The 18,085-nt window shown below is 61.3% G+C and carries 21 protein-coding genes; 8 read left to right on the top strand and 13 right to left on the bottom strand.

Annotated elements, in window-relative coordinates; translation table 11 throughout:
* Window positions 1-241: 241 nt before the first annotated feature.
* Together ACQZ40_RS09180 and ACQZ40_RS09175 are read right to left on the bottom strand one after the other, a co-directional pair.
* Entirely contained in the window at window positions 242-2,599 is a 2,358-nt protein-coding gene (locus tag ACQZ40_RS09180) for a methyl-accepting chemotaxis protein (RefSeq protein ID WP_448747810.1), read from the bottom strand.
* A 171-nt stretch (window positions 2,600-2,770) separates the two neighbouring features.
* A complete protein-coding gene (locus tag ACQZ40_RS09175) occupies window positions 2,771-3,652 on the bottom strand; it encodes a branched-chain amino acid aminotransferase (protein ID WP_065654247.1) in 882 nt (293 codons plus the stop codon).
* A gap of 338 nt (window positions 3,653-3,990) precedes the next feature.
* Between ACQZ40_RS09175 and tam the strand changes: the two genes are divergently transcribed.
* Window positions 3,991-4,761 (top strand): trans-aconitate 2-methyltransferase, encoded by a 771-nt coding sequence (gene tam / locus ACQZ40_RS09170; RefSeq protein ID WP_080856080.1) that lies wholly within the window; start codon window positions 3,991-3,993, stop codon window positions 4,759-4,761.
* Between the two features lie 2 nt (window positions 4,762-4,763).
* On the opposite strand, the gene ACQZ40_RS09165 is transcribed toward tam, so the two are convergent.
* Window positions 4,764-5,132, bottom strand: a complete 369-nt coding sequence (locus tag ACQZ40_RS09165; protein WP_174035744.1) for a VOC family protein — start codon at window positions 5,130-5,132, stop codon at window positions 4,764-4,766.
* Between the two features lie 48 nt (window positions 5,133-5,180).
* Window positions 5,181-5,888 (bottom strand): HTH domain-containing protein, encoded by a 708-nt coding sequence (locus tag ACQZ40_RS09160; protein WP_174035743.1) that lies wholly within the window; start codon window positions 5,886-5,888, stop codon window positions 5,181-5,183.
* A 215-nt stretch (window positions 5,889-6,103) separates the two neighbouring features.
* Between ACQZ40_RS09160 and ACQZ40_RS09155 the strand changes: the two genes are divergently transcribed.
* Window positions 6,104-6,931, top strand: coding sequence for an aldo/keto reductase (locus ACQZ40_RS09155; protein ID WP_059753974.1), 828 nt, complete (start codon window positions 6,104-6,106; stop codon window positions 6,929-6,931).
* A gap of 24 nt (window positions 6,932-6,955) precedes the next feature.
* On the opposite strand, the gene ACQZ40_RS09150 is transcribed toward ACQZ40_RS09155, so the two are convergent.
* The 3 genes from ACQZ40_RS09150 to ACQZ40_RS09140 all read right to left on the bottom strand — a co-directional run bounded on the left by ACQZ40_RS09150 (window position 6,956) and on the right by ACQZ40_RS09140 (window position 9,468).
* On the bottom strand, window positions 6,956-7,567 hold the full coding sequence (locus ACQZ40_RS09150) for a LysE family translocator (RefSeq protein WP_448747809.1): 612 nt from the start codon (window positions 7,565-7,567) through the stop codon (window positions 6,956-6,958).
* 266 nt (window positions 7,568-7,833) lie between these two features.
* A complete protein-coding gene (locus ACQZ40_RS09145; protein ID WP_271045815.1) occupies window positions 7,834-8,640 on the bottom strand; it encodes an AraC family transcriptional regulator in 807 nt (268 codons plus the stop codon).
* Window positions 8,641-8,709: 69 nt separating this feature from the next.
* Window positions 8,710-9,468, bottom strand: a complete 759-nt coding sequence (locus tag ACQZ40_RS09140) for an SDR family oxidoreductase (protein WP_059753982.1) — start codon at window positions 9,466-9,468, stop codon at window positions 8,710-8,712.
* A gap of 103 nt (window positions 9,469-9,571) precedes the next feature.
* Between ACQZ40_RS09140 and ACQZ40_RS09135 the strand changes: the two genes are divergently transcribed.
* On the top strand, window positions 9,572-10,003 hold the full coding sequence (locus tag ACQZ40_RS09135; protein ID WP_065654255.1) for a winged helix-turn-helix transcriptional regulator: 432 nt from the start codon (window positions 9,572-9,574) through the stop codon (window positions 10,001-10,003).
* Window positions 10,004-10,010: 7 nt separating this feature from the next.
* On the opposite strand, the gene ACQZ40_RS09130 is transcribed toward ACQZ40_RS09135, so the two are convergent.
* Entirely contained in the window at window positions 10,011-10,403 is a 393-nt protein-coding gene (locus ACQZ40_RS09130; protein ID WP_065654256.1) for a hypothetical protein, read from the bottom strand.
* A gap of 314 nt (window positions 10,404-10,717) precedes the next feature.
* Here ACQZ40_RS09130 and ACQZ40_RS09125 point away from each other — a divergent pair, with 314 nt between their 5' ends.
* Window positions 10,718-12,289: a helicase HerA-like C-terminal domain-containing protein gene (locus tag ACQZ40_RS09125; RefSeq protein ID WP_448747808.1), complete on the top strand. Its 1,572-nt coding sequence runs from the start codon at window positions 10,718-10,720 to the stop codon at window positions 12,287-12,289.
* A 53-nt stretch (window positions 12,290-12,342) separates the two neighbouring features.
* On the opposite strand, the gene ACQZ40_RS09120 is transcribed toward ACQZ40_RS09125, so the two are convergent.
* Complete coding sequence (locus ACQZ40_RS09120) at window positions 12,343-12,693, bottom strand: Atu4866 domain-containing protein (protein WP_078051105.1); 351 nt, start codon at window positions 12,691-12,693, stop codon at window positions 12,343-12,345.
* A 12-nt stretch (window positions 12,694-12,705) separates the two neighbouring features.
* Entirely contained in the window at window positions 12,706-13,428 is a 723-nt protein-coding gene (locus tag ACQZ40_RS09115) for an SDR family oxidoreductase (protein WP_142778866.1), read from the bottom strand.
* A 121-nt stretch (window positions 13,429-13,549) separates the two neighbouring features.
* Between ACQZ40_RS09115 and ACQZ40_RS09110 the strand changes: the two genes are divergently transcribed.
* Window positions 13,550-14,446, top strand: a complete 897-nt coding sequence (locus ACQZ40_RS09110; RefSeq protein WP_448747807.1) for a LysR family transcriptional regulator — start codon at window positions 13,550-13,552, stop codon at window positions 14,444-14,446.
* 40 nt (window positions 14,447-14,486) lie between these two features.
* Here the strand turns inward: ACQZ40_RS09110 and ACQZ40_RS09105 are convergent, their stop codons facing one another.
* The 3 genes from ACQZ40_RS09105 to ACQZ40_RS09095 all read right to left on the bottom strand — a co-directional run bounded on the left by ACQZ40_RS09105 (window position 14,487) and on the right by ACQZ40_RS09095 (window position 16,615).
* Window positions 14,487-15,266, bottom strand: coding sequence for a VOC family protein (locus tag ACQZ40_RS09105; RefSeq protein WP_448747806.1), 780 nt, complete (start codon window positions 15,264-15,266; stop codon window positions 14,487-14,489).
* 98 nt (window positions 15,267-15,364) lie between these two features.
* Entirely contained in the window at window positions 15,365-15,859 is a 495-nt protein-coding gene (locus ACQZ40_RS09100) for a DUF1579 domain-containing protein (RefSeq protein ID WP_020813114.1), read from the bottom strand.
* 27 nt (window positions 15,860-15,886) lie between these two features.
* Window positions 15,887-16,615 (bottom strand): DUF899 domain-containing protein, encoded by a 729-nt coding sequence (locus ACQZ40_RS09095; RefSeq protein WP_065654261.1) that lies wholly within the window; start codon window positions 16,613-16,615, stop codon window positions 15,887-15,889.
* A 150-nt stretch (window positions 16,616-16,765) separates the two neighbouring features.
* Between ACQZ40_RS09095 and ACQZ40_RS09090 the strand changes: the two genes are divergently transcribed.
* The 3 genes from ACQZ40_RS09090 to ACQZ40_RS09080 all read left to right on the top strand — a co-directional run bounded on the left by ACQZ40_RS09090 (window position 16,766) and on the right by ACQZ40_RS09080 (window position 17,963).
* Window positions 16,766-17,212, top strand: coding sequence for a MarR family winged helix-turn-helix transcriptional regulator (locus ACQZ40_RS09090; RefSeq protein ID WP_125144682.1), 447 nt, complete (start codon window positions 16,766-16,768; stop codon window positions 17,210-17,212).
* A 102-nt stretch (window positions 17,213-17,314) separates the two neighbouring features.
* Window positions 17,315-17,737, top strand: a complete 423-nt coding sequence (locus ACQZ40_RS09085) for a YciI family protein (RefSeq protein WP_003522234.1) — start codon at window positions 17,315-17,317, stop codon at window positions 17,735-17,737.
* On the top strand, window positions 17,700-17,963 hold the full coding sequence (locus tag ACQZ40_RS09080; protein ID WP_448747816.1) for a hypothetical protein: 264 nt from the start codon (window positions 17,700-17,702) through the stop codon (window positions 17,961-17,963). The genes ACQZ40_RS09085 and ACQZ40_RS09080 overlap by 38 nt, the downstream gene beginning before the upstream one ends.
* The last annotated feature ends 122 nt before the right edge of the window (window positions 17,964-18,085 follow it).

The following is an 18,085-nucleotide window of genomic DNA, read 5'->3' as shown; positions in this document are numbered from 1 at the left end:
AGCCATCGTCGCAACAATCCGGAAGCTCGTCACTATCCTCAACGCCATCGCAAGGACAGATCCAGCATTTGCTTGATCATCCACGGTTGCTTGATCCGGCATCCAGCCACGGCGCGTCTGCGCCGTGAAGAGAGTCTTTCGCGATCAAGGACTTGATCGCGCTGGACCCCGGATCAAGTCCGGGGTGACGGAGCGCATAATCAAGCCTCCACCCCATACGTTCAGTCCACGAGGTTCGTTCTCAAAACTCCGTCCACTCATCCCCCTTCACGGCCAGCGCCGCATTGCCGCGTGCAGCAACGGGGCGAGCCTTCCGCGCCGGTGCGACCGGTGCGGCGGGCGCGTGGGCCGGGCTTGCGGCGCGCTGCATATGTCGCGCCGTCTCCCGCAATGCCGCGGTTTGCTGACCGAGCTGGAATTGCGCAAGCAGGGCCTGGAGATTGGCACATTCCTGCGCGAGCCCGGCGCCGGCCGCATTCATTTCCTCGACCATGGCGGCATTCTGCTGCGTGGCCTGATCCATGTGGTTGACGGCCGTATTGACCTCGGAAAGACCGGCCGACTGCTCCTGCGCCGCCGTGGCGATGGCATCCATATGGGTGTTGACCGAAAGCACCAGCTGCTCGATCTCGGAAAGGCCGACGCCGGTATCGGCCACCAGCTTCACGCCCTCACCCACCGCAACGGCTGATGCGGTGATGAGCTGCTTGATTTCCTTGGCGGCGTTGGCGGAGCGCTGCGCCAGTTCGCGCACTTCCTGTGCGACGACGGCGAAGCCCTTACCCGCATCGCCCGCCCTTGCCGCCTCGACGCCGGCATTCAGCGCCAGAAGGTTGGTCTGGAAGGCGATTTCGTCGATGACGCCGATGATCTGGCCGATCTGGCGCGAGGAATGTTCGATGCGCTCCATGGCGGCGACGGCATCGCGCACCACCTTGCCGGAAAGATCGGCCTTTGTCCTTGCCTCACGCACCGTGTCGCGCGCATCGCTCGCGCGTTTGGAGGTGGCGGAAACATTGGCCGTGATCTCTTCCAGCGCCGCGGCGGTTTCTTCAAGAGAAGCGGCCTGCTGTTCGGTGCGGCGGGAAAGATCGTCGGATGCGGAGGATACCTCGTGGGCGCCGCCGTTCACGGTCTGCACGGACTGGCCAACGCTGGTGAGCGCTTCGCGCAGCTGATGCACGGAGCTGTTGAAATCGTGCCGCAGCGTCTCGAATTGCGGCGCAAACGGCGTGGCGATCTCGCAGACCATATCCCCGGAGGCAAGCCGGCGAAGACCGCCAGCCAGCGACCCCGTGGCCTGATTGAGACGCTCTTCGGCCTCGGCCTCGGCGCGCTGCTGCAGCTCGATACGGTCACGCTCGGCCTGCTCGCGGTTGCCGACGGCTTCGTCCTCAAGCTGCCGGTTGCGGATGGCCGCTTCGCGGAAGATTTCCACGGCGCGGGCCATCTCGCCGATCTCGTCGCCGCGTTTTGCGCCGGGCACATCGATGGTCAGGTTGCCGGTGGACAATTCCATCATCGCCTTTGTCAGGCGGCTGATGGGACGGGTGACGCGGCCGACGATGACGGCAAGGCAGAGAATGCAGACGCCAAGTGTGAGGATGAACGCAGCGAGATAGATCATCGCGCCGATAAAGGCGTCCTGTCTGGCCTTTTCGGCATTGGCGTTGAGAACATCCATCGCTTCGGAGGCGATTTTCGCGACCGTATCGAGGTTTGCGGTGACGGTATTGCGCCATGTATCGATGGTGAAGGCAGGTGCGCGGCCGTTGTTCAGATCGTCGATCAGCTTTGCGCGCTGCGTGACGAAATCACCCTTGAAATAGGTCCTGTCGGCAACGGCATAGATTTCCTTCAGCGCCTGCGGCGTCGATTCATGCGCGACGAGGTCGCCGGTGGCTTTCCAGGCAAAGGCCGCGCCGGCATCGAAATTACCGAGCTGCTGGGTTTCCTGCGGGGTCAGCGGCCGCTGCTGGGCGACGACCGCATTGATAACGACCGTGGCGCTGCCGCCGAGCGCACGCGCCGACCAGCCATAGGACCGCAACTGGATGAGGCCGGTGAGGCTCTGGTCGAGCGAGCGAACCTCACCTTCCACCGCCGTAGAGCCAGCTTCGAGCGCCGTCAGGAAATCCTGACCGAGCGCCAGCACGGTCTTGTCCAGCCCGTTTTCACGGCGGTCGAGCGGCAGGGTGACGTTTGCGTCAACCTTTTTGCGCAGCTCCAGGAATTGCGTGTAGATATCCTTCACGCGGGCAAGCGGGGCCTTGAGGCCAGCCTGATCGAGTGCGGCGGCCTGTTCGAGAAAGGCGCCCATGGCGGCGTCCACCTTCTGGCGCGACGCCTGAACGCTGGCGATGGTATTGGCCGTCTTCGCCGGATCGACCGTCAGCGCCGAGGCGCTGTTGCCGCGTTCACTGCGAAAGTTCAGCAAGGCGTTGAAAAGCAGCCTGTCCAGCGAAACGAGCTGCGCCACCTCCGAAAAGCTGCGGGCACGCTGCACGGACTGCAACATGCCGTTGCCCACGAAGCCCGCCAGCGCGATGCCGATGAGCAGAAAAAATCCCACAAGTATATTGCGTATGCTGAAAGACATTTGGCGGCCCCCAATAGCCCGGATCGATAATGCCGCAAGCTAGCCTGTGGTCCTCTAAAATTGGATTAAATTCCCCCTGAATTTTTATGGGAAATAATGCGGTTCAAAACAAAAGGCCGCGGCAGGGATGAGCCTGCCGCGGCCTCTTGAAACTATGGGTTTTACCCGACCTTAAACGTCCGCGCCGAGACGCGCCCAGTCCATATAGAGATCGAGCGCCTTGCGGGCGACGGGGCCTGCCTGCAATTCACGATCATCGAGCTTCACGACGGGCGAAACCTTGGAATAATTGCCGGAGCAGAAGATTTCATCGGCCTCGCGGAAATCCTCGACCGAAAGCGTCGCTTCCCGCACGTCGAAACCGGCCTGGCGAAGAAGACCGATCACGCGCGAACGGGTGATGCCGGCAAGGAAGGTGCGGTTCGGAACCGGGGTAAGGACGACGCCGTCCTTGACCATGAAGATGTTGGCGGAGGCGGATTCGGCGACATTGCCGTTCATGTCGCGCATCAGGGCATTGTCGAAACCGCGCGAGCGTGCTTCCAGAATGGCGCGGCCGCTATTGGGATAGAGGCTGCCGGCCTTGGCGTCGGTCATGGCGGTTTCCGGCGAAGGGCGGCGCAGCGGCGAAACGGTGAGCGTCAGCGGCTTGCCGGCATCCATCGGCGCTTCGAAAAGGCAAAGCGCAAACCGGGTGGAGCTGGCATCCGGCGCAACGACGCTGCCCGGCATGCCGTGTTCGGCCCAGTACATCGGCTTGATGTAGATCGCCATCTTGCCGTCGAATTTCTTGACGCCTTCGAGCGCCAGGGACTCGATCTCTTCGGCCGTCATGGTCGGCTTCATGCCCATATTGACGGCGGAGCGATTGACGCGCTGGCAATGCAGATCGAGATCGGGCGCGACACCATCGAACCAGCGTGCACCGTCGAACACCGTGGAGGCCAGCCACATGGCATGCGAGGTCGGGCCGATGAGCGGCGGATTGCCGGGCAGCCATTGACCGTCAACATAGGTCCAGGTGGTTGATCGGGGTGCGGTATCGACGCTCATGGTGGTCTCCTGTCTCGAGCGTTTTCGTTCGGTAAAAACGCTCCGTCTTTTTTGTTCTGATGCATTGCCGGATGAAGAGCGCTGCGCGCTCTCAACGGGGCATGTGCTGGAAATCGGCCGGAGTGAATGCCTCTCCCTGGACGAGGTCAAGTTTTAATTGCAGCGATTTCTGATTTTGATGGAAAATAACAAAGTGATGGCCCGGTGAGCACGTTTTATGAGGCGAAACAAAAGGTTGATGAATAGGTTCATCACAATAATTCATGCATCGGACGATAGCGGCGCGATTTGCCCCATGCGATGCTGGCGATCTGACGGCATTTTGCAGGAGGAAAATCATGGCATGGTCCGCCCAACAATATCTGAAATTCGAAGACGAGCGGACGCGTCCCGCGCGGGATCTTCTGGCGCAGGTACCGCTGGAGCGGGTGCTGAATGGCTATGACCTCGGCTGCGGCCCCGGCAATTCCACCGAACTTCTGACCGACCGTTACGGCGTCAATGTCATTACCGGTATAGACAGCGATGACGACATGCTGGAAAAGGCGGCGGACCGGCTGCCGACCACGCGCTTCGGCAAGGCCGATCTTTCCCAGTGGAAGCCGGCGCAGAAGGCAGACCTGCTTTACGCCAATGCCGTGTTCCAATGGGTGCCGGATCATCTCACCGTTCTTTCGCAACTGATGGACCAGCTGGAAAGCGGCGGCGTTCTGGCCGTGCAGATGCCCGACAATCTGCAGGAGCCGACGCATCGCGCCATGGAGGAGACCGGAGCGAACGGTTCCTGGAAGGATGCGTTTTCAGATGGCAGGCTGCGCCGCAAACCCCTGCCCGCGCCTTCGGACTATTTCGATGCGCTGACGCCGAAATCCGCGCGGGTGGATGTTTGGCACACCATCTATAATCATCCGATGAAGGACGCGGAAAGCATCGTCGAATGGGTCAAGGGCACGGGGCTACGCCCCTATCTCACCGCCGCCGGCGAGGAAAACCGCGAAGCCTTCCTCACTGACTATACGCGGCGCATCAAGGCGGCCTATCCGCCGATGGCGGACGGCCGCCTGCTTCTGCGCTTTCCCCGCCTTTTTGTGGTGGCGGTGAAGAAGTAACTTCAGCCCGCGAAAGCATAGACCCGGAGACGATGATTGTCGGGGTCGGCGGCGGTAAAGGTGTAGCCGAATTCCATGCCCGCCGGCTGCTGCAGCATGTCTATGCCCTTCGCCTTCCAATCCGCAAAAATCTCGTCCACCCGCGCATCGTTTTCAACGCGGAAGGCAAGCTCGCCGCCGCCGCCCGTAACGGATGCCTTCGGCTCCACGGTGTGCCGCGACCAGAGGCCGAGCTTCATGCCGTTCTGAAGCACGAAGAGTGCGAATGTCGGCGAGGCTTCGACCGGCTCCGCACCCAGCAGGGCCTTGTAAAATTCGGTGCTGGCCGGCGGGTTGTCGACGTAAAGGATGGTGAAATCGGGGTGGGTCATGGCTGTTCTCCTGTGTTGCGGATGAACGGTTTCTAGACCCCGCTGCTGTCAGTTTTTGTCAGCATGATGCCGCCACCGGTGTTTTTCCCTTTCGCGCCATTCTTTCAGCAGCGCCTGGCGTCGGCGCGGATAACGGCTGTCGAGAGGGCGGAAATCTTCGATGCGGTCGGCCCGGAAACTGCGGTAGTCCTGCCGTGTCTCGCACCAGCCAAGCACCACCCGCACCAGATCGAAAAAGGCGAGTGCGAAGGGCCAGATCACCCGTTCCGTCACCTCTCCCTTTTCATCGCGATAGGTGATGACGACCCTGCTTTCCTTACGGATCGTATCGCGAATGGCGGCCAGATCGACATGGATGGCGGCAAGGCCCTGGCCCGGACCGACCAGCAGGGTGGAATGATCGAGTTCCTCGCGCAGGGTATCGGGAAGCACGGCGCCGATCTTCACGAGGGCGGCGCGGGCGGCCTCCGCCAGCCCGGCATCGGCACGGCCCGCCACCCAGCGCGAGCCGAGTACCAGCGCCTCGATTTCCTGCTGCGAAAACATCAGCGGCGGCAACAGGAAACCGGGGCGCAGCACATAACCTACGCCCGCCTCGCCTTCGATATCCGCGCCCTGCGCCTGAAGCGTCGCTATATCGCGGTAGAGCGTGCGCAGGCTGACGCCGGTTTGCGCGGCAAGGGCCGCGCCGCTGACCGGCATGCGGTGGGAGCGCAGGATCTGCAACAGATCGAGAAGCCGTTGTGAGCGTGACACGCGATATTTCCTTCCATCCGTATATTTAAATCCATACCGCGATATGATCTTCTGCAGCCGACTGTTATCGCCGCGCCTGTCCGCCCGCAATGGCGTGGATGGTGATCGCGTCGAAACTGTTGAAACCGATCGCGCGGACACCAGTTAATGAAAGACGGCTTCCCCGCCCGGCATCCCGCGCCGGCCATGTTTTCAGCAAACAGGAGAGACATCCCATGTATGACGTCAGCGCGAATGGCGCGAATATTCCCGCCCTCGGTTTCGGCACCTTCCGCATTCCGGAAGACGATGTCAGGCGCATTCTGCCGGAAGCACTGAAACTCGGCTTCCGCCATGTCGACACCGCCCAGATTTACAAGAACGAAGGCGCGGTCGGCGAAGTCATCGCGCAATCGGGCATTTCTCGGCACGATATATTTCTCACCACCAAGGTCTGGGTGGATCGCTTCCGCCACGACGATTTTCTCGCTTCCGTCGATGAAAGCCTTACGAAGCTGAAGACCGACTATGTCGATCTGCTGCTGCTGCACTGGCCGAAGAGCGATGTGCCGCTTGCCGAGCGCATGGGCGCGTTGAACGCGGTGCGCAAGGCCGGCAAGGCGCGCAATATCGGCATTTCCAACTTCAACGTTGCGCTGACCGAAGAGGCGGTGAAGCTTTCCGACACGCCGCTTGCCACCAACCAGATCGAATATCACCCCTATCTCGACCAGACGAAGGTGATTTCGGCCGCGCGCAAGCACGGGATGTCGGTGACGGCCTATTATCTGATGGCCGATGGCAAGGTGCCGAACGATCCCGTGCTGAAGGATATCGGCGCAAAACACGGCAAGACCGCCGCGCAGGTGACCCTGCGCTGGGCGGTGCAGCAGCCGGATATCGTGGCGCTTTCCAAGACGGCGACCGAAAGCCGCCTCAAGGAGAATTTCGATGTTTTCGATTTTGCGCTGACCGAAGAGGAAATGCGGGCGATCCACGCGCTTGCAAAGCCGAATGGCCGCATCGTCAATCCCGGCCACCTCGCGCCCGATTGGGACGACTGAGGCGGCCTTCCCTCCGCTCTGGTCTCATCGCTCGGTCAGGGCCAGCTTCGCACCCAGCGCCACGAAAGCGGCCGCGAAGCTGCGCCTCAGCCAGGCGAGGACCGCCGGGCGCGACACCACCTGCCGCCGGACCGAGGCGGCGAAACAGCCATAAAGCGCAAACACCAGAAACGTCATGGCCATGAAGATCAGCCCTAGATCGATCATGCGCCATGTCGGCAAAGCCTCGTCCGGCGCGATGAACTGCGGCAGGAAGGCAAAAAAGAAGATCGACAGTTTCGGGTTCAGCAGATTGATGAGGATCGCCTCGCCGATGATGCGGGCGGCCTTGCGGGGCTCCCTCGTATCGTCGATCTTCAGAGCGCCGTCCTCCCGCAGCGTGTTCCACGCCATGTAGAGAAGATAGGCGACCCCCAGATATTTGACCGCACCGAAGGCGAGCGCGCTGGTGTGCAGGATGGCGGCAAGGCCGGTGATGGCGGCGAGCAGATGCGGCACGATGCCAAGCGTGCAGCCGAAGGCCGCAACGACGCTCGCCCTCGCCCCCTGCGAAAGACCGGCGGCCAGCGTGTAGACCACGCCGGTTCCGGGAGAGGCGGCGACGATGAGGGATGTGATGAGGAATTCGGGTGTCATGGTGCGGGTGTGTCCTGTGGGGTGGAGGACAGGAGCATGAGGGTGCGTGGGGTGGGTGTCTTGGATGAAATTGCGGCACAGACGCTCGTCGGCGCGTACCGAAGTGGCGGGTCAGAGTATCGGCCAGCACACTCCGTCCTCATTCCTGTGCTTGTCACAGGAATCCAGTCGACGCGCGTCTGCGCGGCGGGAGACTCCTTTCAGCCCAAGGACTTGGGCTGGCTGGATTCCTGTGACAAGCACAGGAATGAGGGCGGAGAAAACATCTACGAAATCGCCGCCCGGTAAACCGCCGGCGTAACCCCGAATTGCCGCACGAAGAACCGGTTCAGATGGCTCTGGTCGGCAAAACCGGCGGCAAAGGCCGCCTCGGCGGGCGGCGTGCCTCTGGCCAGTGCATGGCGTGCCGCATGGACGCGCCGCTGGAGAAGATAGCTGTGCGGCGTGAGCCCGGTCGCCCGGGCGAAAGCGCGCAGGAAGCGGAACTGGCTCATGCCGGCCTCTGCGGCGAGATCGGCAAGGCGGAACGGCCGGGAGGGCTCGTCGTCGATGCGGCTTTTCGCCCGCTTTATATTCTCGGGTGCGGCGATATCGCCCGGCTTCGCCGCCTTCTCCATCGCGCCCGCCAGAAGCGTCAGCAGGGTCTCGTCGCCACGAAGGGTTTCGCCCGGCCGTTCCCTTGCCGTCATGGCTGCAAAGACCGCGTTGAACCGCTTCGCCAGCGGCCTGATATCGACGGGATAGGCAAATTCGAACGCGCTGCGATCCGTCTCGCCGATATCGGCAATGGCGTCGCGGACGATATCGATGTCGAGATAGAGCATCCGCCAGGCGCGGCCGCCCTCCCCGAGCGGAATACCGTCATGCACCTCGCCCGGATTGACGGTGATGAGATGGCCGGCGCCGGCTTCCACCATGCCGCGGCCGGAGAGCGATTTCTGTGCCCCGCGTTCGATGAGACCGATGCCGAACTGATCGTGCATGTGGCGCGGAAAGGAACGGTCGCTATCCGCCGCCACGGCGACGACACCGGGCAGAATGGTTTTCGGCATCAGGAACCGGCCTTGGGCCATGACAGCGCGCGCTCCGCAGATTAGAGCGCGACGCTATCACAGGAAGCCCAGTCGAGACAGATGCGGCGTTTACGGATGCATATGATTGATCATGGCGAAGACCTGATCGAAATTGCCGTTCTGCGCGGCGAAACGCAGCGGCTTGCAGCGTTCCACCACCACTTCCTTCTCGTCCGGGCGATTTTCAAGAATATCCATCACCTCGGAAATGAAGGCGTCGAGCGGCATGGCCCTTTCGTCGCTCGCCTGCCCCTCGCCCATCAACGTCGTCTGCACATAGGGCGGCACGATTTCGATGACCTCCACCGGCGTTTCCTTCAGCTGCTCGCGCAGCGCGACCGAATAGGCATGGATGGCCGATTTGGTGGCGCTGTAGGTAGGGGTCAGCACCATGGGCACGAAGGCGAGGCCGGAGGAAACCGTCAGCACAGTGGCTGCGGGTTGCTTGAGGAAATGCGGCAAAAGCGCCGCCGTCAGGCGAATGGGCGCGAGAAGATTGGTGGCGATGGTTTCTTCGGCCGTGTCGAGATAATCCGGTGCTGCGGCGATGTCTTCCGGCCGCATGATGCCGGCATTGTTGATGACGGCGTTGAGGGTCGGATGGGCCTTTACCAGAGCTTCGGCAAACGCGCGGATGCCTGCGGCGTCCGTCGCGTCCATCACCATCGAGGCCATGCCGGGATTGGCGGCCGTCACCTCGTCGAGCACGGCCTTGCGGCGGCCGGAAATGATGACCCGGTTGCCGGCCTTGTGAAACGCCTCCGCCAGCGCCCGGCCGATGCCGGAACCGCCGCCGGTGATGAGAATGGTGTTATCAGCGATTTTCATTGGAACATCCTTTGCTTGTTGGCTGAAAGGAAGTTAGCTATTATACTCTCCAATTGAAAGTAGGCACCCAAAAGATTTATACTTACCCGAAGGAGAGTGTAAGATGAAACGGCACCCCGCCGACCCGGCCATCGAAAGCCGGCGCAAGGTTCCGCCGCCCGCGGATACCGATCCGGCAATAGAGGCGCTGGTTCAGGACATCATTGCCAAGGTGGCCGACAAATGGACGATGCTTATTCTGGAAGTGCTGGAAGAGCATGGCACGCTGCGCTTCACGCAGATCGGCAGGCTGGTCGGCAATATCAGCCAGAAGATGCTGACGAAAACGCTGCGGCAGATGGAAAGCGACGGGCTGGTGCGCCGCACCGTGCATCCCGTCATCCCGCCGCATGTGGATTACGGCCTGACGAACCTCGGCCGTACGCTGGGCAGCGCCTTTTGCGGCGTTTGGATATGGGCGGAAACGCACCATGCCGAAATAGAAGAGGCGCGGCGCCTGTTCAATGAACAGCCGCCGCGCCCCGCTATGGAGTAGTTTCGCCTCAGGCGAACTGGCTGAGGCCCGGAACCGAGGCGATCACCTGATCGACAACCTCATCGCCGGCATGCTGGCGGGCAACGGAGATGGTTTCCTTGGCGAGCGTGGAAATCTCGCTCATGCCGAGGCCCTGGCTCATCAGCTGCTGGCCCAGCCCCATGATGCCGCCGCCGCCGATCGCGCTCATCAGGCCGCCGAGCAGACCGCCGCCGCCGGCACCTTCGCCATTATACTGCGCCACCAGTTCGCTGGCGCCGGGTATGGCTTCGATCATGCGGGCGATCGGGCCGTCTGCAGCCTCGCGCTGGAGAAAACCGAGAATCATGCCAATGGCCTTTTCGGCCAGTTCGGGGCTGATTCCCGCCTTCTCGGCGATCTGGCTTACGACTTCGTTCATTCTTGCCTCCTGTTGAAAAACGACGCCAACATCGAATAACTGACGTTAACGTCAACGTAAAACAATATCATGCCGCATTCAAGCGGCCAGGGTCAGGTGCGGCAACTTTCATCAAGCGGTTTTTATTCATCGCCATCAAGCAGTTGTTGCGCCTTGAAACTGTCCTTATAAGATCATCACAACCAAGCTATGAAAAGGCCGCTATCGTCAGAAGTGGCCGCAACATGGTAGTGACGCTTTAAATTCGGAGATGACTTTTGCAAAATCCAACGCGATTTTAAGGGTCATGCACCAGCCGCAGGAGAAAATGGTCGATGTTGCAGGACGGACAGCTCTATATCGGGACCAGCCGCAATCCGGACGACAGCCTGAACAAGGGCGAATATCTGGAGCTGAAATTCGGCAACCGCCACGGCCTCATCACCGGCGCGACAGGAACCGGCAAGACCGTGACGTTGCAGGTTCTGGCCGAAGGTTTTTCCAAGGCCGGCGTGCCGGTTTTCTGCGCCGATATCAAGGGCGACCTTTCCGGCATCGCCGCGCAGGGCGAAGCCAAGGACTGGGTGCAGAAACGCGCCGAGCAGATTGGCTTCACCGATTTTGCCTATGGCAAATCGCCGGTGATCTTCTGGGATCTCTACGGTGAAAAAGGCCATCGCGTGCGCGCCACCATCGCCGAGATGGGGCCGCTGCTGCTTGCCCGGTTGATGGATGCTTCGGAAGCGCAGGAAGGCGTGCTCAACATCGCCTTCAAGATTGCCGATCAGGGCGGACTGCCGCTGCTCGATCTGAAAGACCTGCAATCGCTCCTGAACTATATGGGCGAAAACGCAACCGAGCTTTCCAACCAGTTCGGCCTGATTTCCAAGGCCTCGGTCGGTTCGCTGCAGCGCGGGCTGCTGGTTCTGGAACAGCAGGGTGCGGCGAATTTCTTCGGCGAACCGGCGCTGAAGATCGCCGACATCATGCGCGTGGGCACGGATGGGCGCGGCACGATTTCTGTTCTCGCCGCCGACCGGCTGATGATGAACCCGCGCCTTTACGCCACCTTCCTGCTCTGGATGCTTTCGGAACTGTTCGAAGAGCTGCCGGAAGTAGGCGACCCGGAAAAGCCGCGTCTGGTGTTCTTCTTCGACGAGGCGCATCTGCTCTTCAACGATGCGCCGCGGGTGCTGGTGGAACGTGTGGAACAGGTGGTGCGGCTCATCCGCTCCAAGGGCGTGGGCGTCTATTTCGTGACGCAGAACCCCCTCGACGTGCCAGAAACCGTTCTCGCCCAGCTCGGCAATCGCGTGCAGCACGCGCTTCGCGCCTATACGCCGCGAGAGCAGAAGGCGGTGCGCACCGCGGCCGACACTTTCCGCCAGAACCCGGCCTTCAACACCGCCGACACCATCACCACGCTCGGCACCGGTGAGGCGCTGATTTCCACCCTGCACGACAAGGGCGCACCTTCCATCGTCGAGCGCACGCTGGTACGTCCGCCATCCGGCCGTGTCGGGCCGCTCACCGATGCGGAGCGCAAGTCCCTGATCGATGTGAGCCCCGTCGCCGGGCAATATGACAAGGATATCGACCGGGAATCGGCCTTCGAAATCCTCGCCGCCCGCGCCCAGAAGGCTGCCGATGCAGAAGCTGCCAGACGCGCGGAAGAAGAAAACGCCGCCAACCAGTCCGAGAGTGCTTCCGGCCGCTGGCGCCTGCCCGGCTTCGGCGATGAAGAACCTGCACCGGCCTCCACCGGCTCGCGCAATGGCAGTGCACGCAAGACCGGATACCAGCGCGAAACGGTGATCGAGGCGGCAATGAAAAGCGCGGCCCGCTCGGTTGCCACCTCGGTCGGCCGCGCCATCGTGCGCGGGATTCTCGGTAGTTTGAAGCGATAAAACAGACACGCCGCCCGCCCTCGATGGGGCGGGCGGCGCTTGATTGGCGGGACTTACTTCTGGCGATAGAAGATCATGCCGCCGTGATAAAGCACATCGTCGACGAATTCGCCGTCGGCGGTGAAGCCGGTATCGTCCCAATAGTCGATATGGTTTCCCTTCACCTCATACCGTCCCTGATAGGCGCTTTTGCGGTTGCCCCGCGCCTCGTCATACCGGCCATTGGGCAGAAGTTCCTGGCGAATGTGGCCATCGCCGGTGACCCACATGCCGATATAGGGGTGGTTCCGGGTTTGAGACGTTTCGGTCATATTCACGTCCATGGCGTTGCTCGTTTTGCTGGAGCCCGTATCGGTGGAAGCCGTTGCGAGCAGAAGCGCAACGGATGTCGAAACAATGTTCATTGCCAATCCTCCTTAAGCGGCGGTGGGGCGGACGACGATTTCATTGACGTCCACATCGTCGGGTTGCTCGATGGCGTAGCGCACCGCGCGGCCGATGGCGTCGGGCTTCAGGGCGATGGCCCGATAGGTCTGCATCAGTTCCGCAGCGGCGGGATCGGTGATGGTGTGGGCAAGTTCGCTTTCCACCACGCCGGGGTGAATGCAGGTCACACGCAGGTCGCGGTTTTCCTGCCGCAACCCGTCCGAAATCGCCCGCACGGCAAATTTCGTGGCGCAATAGACGGCCGCCGTTGGCGAAACGGCGAGCGCACCGATGGAGGCGATGTTGATGATGTGGCCGGAAGCGCGGGTGGTCATCTCGGGCAGAACGGCGGCGACGCCATAAAGCACGCCCTTGATGTTGACGTCGATCATGCGGTCCCATTCGTCGACCTTGAGGGACGACATTAACGACAACGGCATGATGCCGGCATTGTTGACGATGACGTCGACCTGCCCGAAGGCCTTGCGCCCCGTCTCCGCAAAGGCCTCGACGCTCTGTCTGTCCGTCACGTTCAGCGGCTGGATGATGACCTCGGCGCCCTTGCCGCGCAATTCTTCGGCAAGCGCCTGCAAGCGGTCCATGCGGCGCGCGCCCAGCACCAGCTTCGCCCCGGCCGCGGCCAGTTCCCTTGCGATACCCTCACCGATCCCGCTCGATGCACCTGTGATGAGAACGACTTTGTTCAATGTCATGGCTTTCTCCTTGGTGTTATGGCCGGCTTTTCTGGCAGCGGCCATTGCGGAGAAGATAAAGCTTGTGCATTGTCGTGATAACCGCCTCAATCATAACCTCAATGGGTAGAATTTCTAACCAATGAATATCGATCTCAACGCGCTTTCGACATTCTGCATGGTTGCCGAGGAGCGCAACTTCCGGGCTGTCGCAGACAGGCTCGGCGTAACCCGCTCCGCCGTCAGCCAGACCATCCGCAAGCTTGAAGAAACGATGGGAATAGCGCTGGTGCAGCGCACGACGCGCAGCGTCAGCCTGACGGAAGCGGGACAGCAGCTTTATGCGGATGTGTCGCCATCCATCGGCACTCTCGTTGAGGCTGCCAATGCCGCGTCATCCCTGAGCGGCGCCGTGCGCGGGCAGTTGCGGCTTGCGGTTTCCTCGATAGCCGAGCGCTTTTTATCCGGACCATTGCTTGCGCGCTTTGCAGAAATACATCCCGAAGTGCAGCTCGATATCGTCGTGACGGACGAGGAATTCGATATCGTCGCCGAGCACTACGATGCCGGCGTGCGTCTGGGAGAACTGATCGCGCAGGACATGATTGCGGTTCCGGTTTCCGCTCCACAGCGGCAGCTCGCCGTCTGCTCGCCGCACTATCGGGACCGCTTCGGCCTGCCGGCGCAGCCCCGCGAATTGATAGGGCACAGGTGTATCGGCTGGCGACCCCGTCCGGGTGTGGCGCCATATAGGTGGGAATTTGCGGAAAACGGCCGCGAATTCGCAGTGGCGGTGGAGCCGGCCTTCACCACCAACGACATGCAGCTGATGATCAAGCTGGCCTGCGCCGGTGCGGGCATCACATTCGGTATGGAAGAGACGTTCCGCCCCTATCTGGAAAGCGGGCAGCTCGTTTCCATGCTGGAAGACCACTCCCCGAGCTTTGCGGGATTTTATCTCTATTATCCCAGCCGCCATAATCTTGCGCCGAAGCTGCGCGCCTTCATCGATCACGTCCGCCTGTCGAGAGAGCGGTAATCTGCCGGAGCGAGCCCCGGCAGATTGTTAGAAAACAGGGCTATTTCCTCTGCGAAACCAGCGAGAAATAAGCGCCCTGCGGATCGACGCAATTGACGATCCAGCTTTCGCCGGGAACCTCCATCGGGCCGTTGACGACCTGGCCGCCGCCGGTGCTGACGCGGGTGATGGCGTCATCGATACCGTCCACATTGAAGTAATAACCCCAATGGCAGACGGGGACCTGCGGCATGCGTTTCATCATGCCGCCGACAGCCTTGCCCTTATGGGCGAAGATACGGTACGGGCCCATGTCGCCCATGTCGAAATCATGGTCCTTGGTCCAGCCGAACACATCGCCATAAAAGGCCATGGCCTCGTCGACATTATCGGTAAAGAGCTCGTGCCAGCCGACATGGCCCTGCTTTTCCTGCATATCCTCGGGGAAACCGCCGGTTTCCATCGGCAGCGGCGTCATGATGCAGAGCACCGCGCCGAAGGGATCCGCGACCACGGCGAAGCGGCCGATTTCGGGAATATCCTGCGGCGGACGTCTGACCGCGCCGCCCTTTTCAGCGAATTGTTTCGCCGTGGCGTCCACATCGTCGACATCGACATAGGCGGTCCAGTTCGGGGGAATGCCCTGGCCCTTGTGCTCGTTGGTCAGCTCCATGACGCCGCCCATGCCCTTGCCATCGGCCTCCAGCACCAGATAGGGCATTTCCGGCGAGCCGAAATCCTTGGTCTGCCAGCCGACGACATGACCATAAAAGCGGGCTGCCGCTTCCATGTCGGGCGTCATCAGCTCGACCCAGATGAATTTTCCATGTGTATCGGACATTGTCGTCTCCTATGGAGTGTTTGGCGGGTGTGTTTCGGCAAGCGCCCGCCGCAGGATGCGGCGGCGCCGGTGGTTGTCGGGTGAATTTTCGCAGGGCCTCAGGCCTTGCGGCGGAATTCCGATGTCATGAAGGTCTTGAATGTGCCGTCCGGCTGCCTGACGCTGCCGGAAAAGCTGCGGTGATTGTCGTCATGCAGCACCAGCACGTCGTGATAGGTATCGGTGCGGCCGGAACCGTCGAAGGCCGGGCCTTCCGCTTCCAGCGTCAGGGTCTTGCCGTCCTCTTCCAGCCAGCCCTTGTAGACCCAGAGATTGGTCATCATCGACCCTACCCAGGTGCCGACGAAATTGCCCTTGGCCGGGTCGAAACCGACCGTGATCACGGCCGTCATATCCGTGCCGTCAGGCATCTTGCCGGTGCCGTTGCCGATGATCCACAAGCCACCGACGGAGCGGACGGTCTCGGTGAATTGCTGCGACGGGTCGTCGGCATCGTAGCCCTCATGGCCGGAACTGGAGGTCATGACCCAGTCTCCGACGATCCTCTTGAGGAACTCATGTTCCTTCTGCGGCTTGGCGATTTCCATTTCCATTGTTGTTTCCTCCTCGTCCGTCCGTTTTCAGTGGCAGCAGGCTGCCGCCTTCGGCGCGTCCTCATACTGGTCGTGGCGGCGCACCCAATCCATTACCTCCTCTTCGTTACGGCCTTTTGGCACCAGATCGAGCAGCATCAGCGTGCCGAGCGTCTGTTCCGCGCCGCGGGCGTAAGTGGAATAGGTGTGGTAGATCTTGCCGTCGTCGCCCTTGGCGAAAACGCTGATACCGTGCAGGTCCTTCAGGTCGCCATAGGGCGCCATGTCACGGTAATTATAGGTGATTTCACCTTTGGCCATGTCCTCGTCGCGGAACGAGGCCTGATAATCGTAGTTGAAATCGCTGCCTTCGGCCGAAACCCAGGGGAATTTCCAGCCCATGCGGTTCCTGTAGCTTTCGATCTTCTCAAGCGGCGCGCGCGAAACCGCAACGAAACCCGCATCGCCATGCTTGAGGTGGATCAGCGCGCCGTCGACATGATCGGCAAAGAAGGAGCAACCGACGCAGCCCTCCTCCCAGTCCGGCGCCAGCATGAAGTGATAGACGATGAGCTGGCTGCAGGTGCCGAACAGTTCCTTCAGCGATTTGGGGCCGGAAGGGGCATCGAAGATATAATCCTTCGTCACCTCTTCCCAGGGCAGCGCACGCCGGGCCTCGTTCAGCCTGTCACGGGCGCGGGTCAGTTCCTTTTCCTTCACCAGCAGATCGCGGCGGGCCGCAAGCCACTCCTCTTTCGAAACGACGGGATGAGACATGATCTTTCCTCCTTGGATCCGTCTTTCACCACGGCACCGCCCCGCTTTGACGGTGGGCGCCGGCTATTTCTGTGCTGAAAGTCAATAAACAGTCTGCGGGGACATCAAGTTCCGCTTGACTAATTAGGTTGATATCAACATATTTATCCCATGTCAAACGCCAGCGTGATTCCTTTTTCGACAACTCTTTTCGTGCGGGATGCCTGTCTGTGCCTGCATGCGCAGCGCGCCGCACGGGCATTGGCGCGGTTGTTCGACAATGCGCTGAAGCCGGTCGGGATCACCAATGGACAATTTTCGCTGCTGATGTCGCTCAACCGGCCGGAGCCGCCGCCGATGGGACCGGTCGCCAATCTTCTGGCCATGGACCGCACGACGCTGACGGCGGCGCTGAAGCCGCTGGAGCGGCGCGGGCTGGTCAGCATCGAACAGGACCCGAAGGACAAGCGCGGCAAGCGGCTGCGGCTGACGGCGGACGGCATGGCCGTGCTCGCCGCCGCCTTCCCCATCTGGGAACGGACCCATGCCGAAATCGAAGCCCGCATCGGCAGCGGCGACCCCGACCGGCTGCGCCGCGACCTTGTCGACCTCGGCTGACAGGATTGACGGCATGGCGCCACTTTTGTCGGCGACAATGTCATCCGGCCGTCGTGCCGGGGAGCGAAACTACGAAGAAAGCGCAATCAAGGAGGAATGATCATGCGTGCAATCGTTTTTGTAAAAGCCACCAAAAGCAGCGAAGACGGCGTCATGCCCACGACCGAGCTGATCGAGGCGATGGGAAAATTCAACGAGGAACTGGTCAATGCCGGCATCATGCAATCCGGCGACGGCCTGCATCCCTCCTCCAAGGGCAAGAGGGTTGTGTTCGACGGCGACAGCCGCACGGTGATCGACGGCCCCTTCCCGCACACCAACGAGCTGGTCGCCGGCTTCTGGATCTGGACTGTGAAGGACATGGACGAGGCCGTGGCCTGGGTGAAACGTTGCCCGAACCCGATGCTGGAGCGCAGCGAAATCGAAATTCGCCCGATGTTCGAAATGGAAGACTTCGGCGACGCCGTAACGCCGGAAATCGCCGCGCATGTGGAAGAACTGCGCGCGCGTGTCGCGAAGCAATAAAGGCCGCTCAGGCGAGCGCCGGATTAAAATGGGAGAGTGCGGGCTTGCCGCATTCTCCCCCACCGCCTGCCATTGCAAAAGCCGTTGCCTCGAACAACCGCCGCTGTTAATGGTGAAACGGTTCAACCCGTTTCAAGAAAGGAGGCTTCGCATGGATATTTCCTGCTTCTGGCGCAATCGTCAGCTCTGCCACCTTTTTGCCCTGCAGACACGTTTGCAGGGCTGACCGGAACACCAACACTCTGGTTTGCCCAAAAGGCCGCGCAGAATGCAGCTTGTCTGCCGTTGCGCATGTTTTCACGACGGATCACCCCGAACCGAAACCCCGTACTGCCTGTGGCAGACCAC

It is taken from the genome of Agrobacterium sp. 16-172Ci (assembly GCF_053522725.1).
The sequence above is the reverse complement of the archived record's forward strand: the minus strand, read 5'-3'. Positions and strand labels throughout refer to the sequence as shown.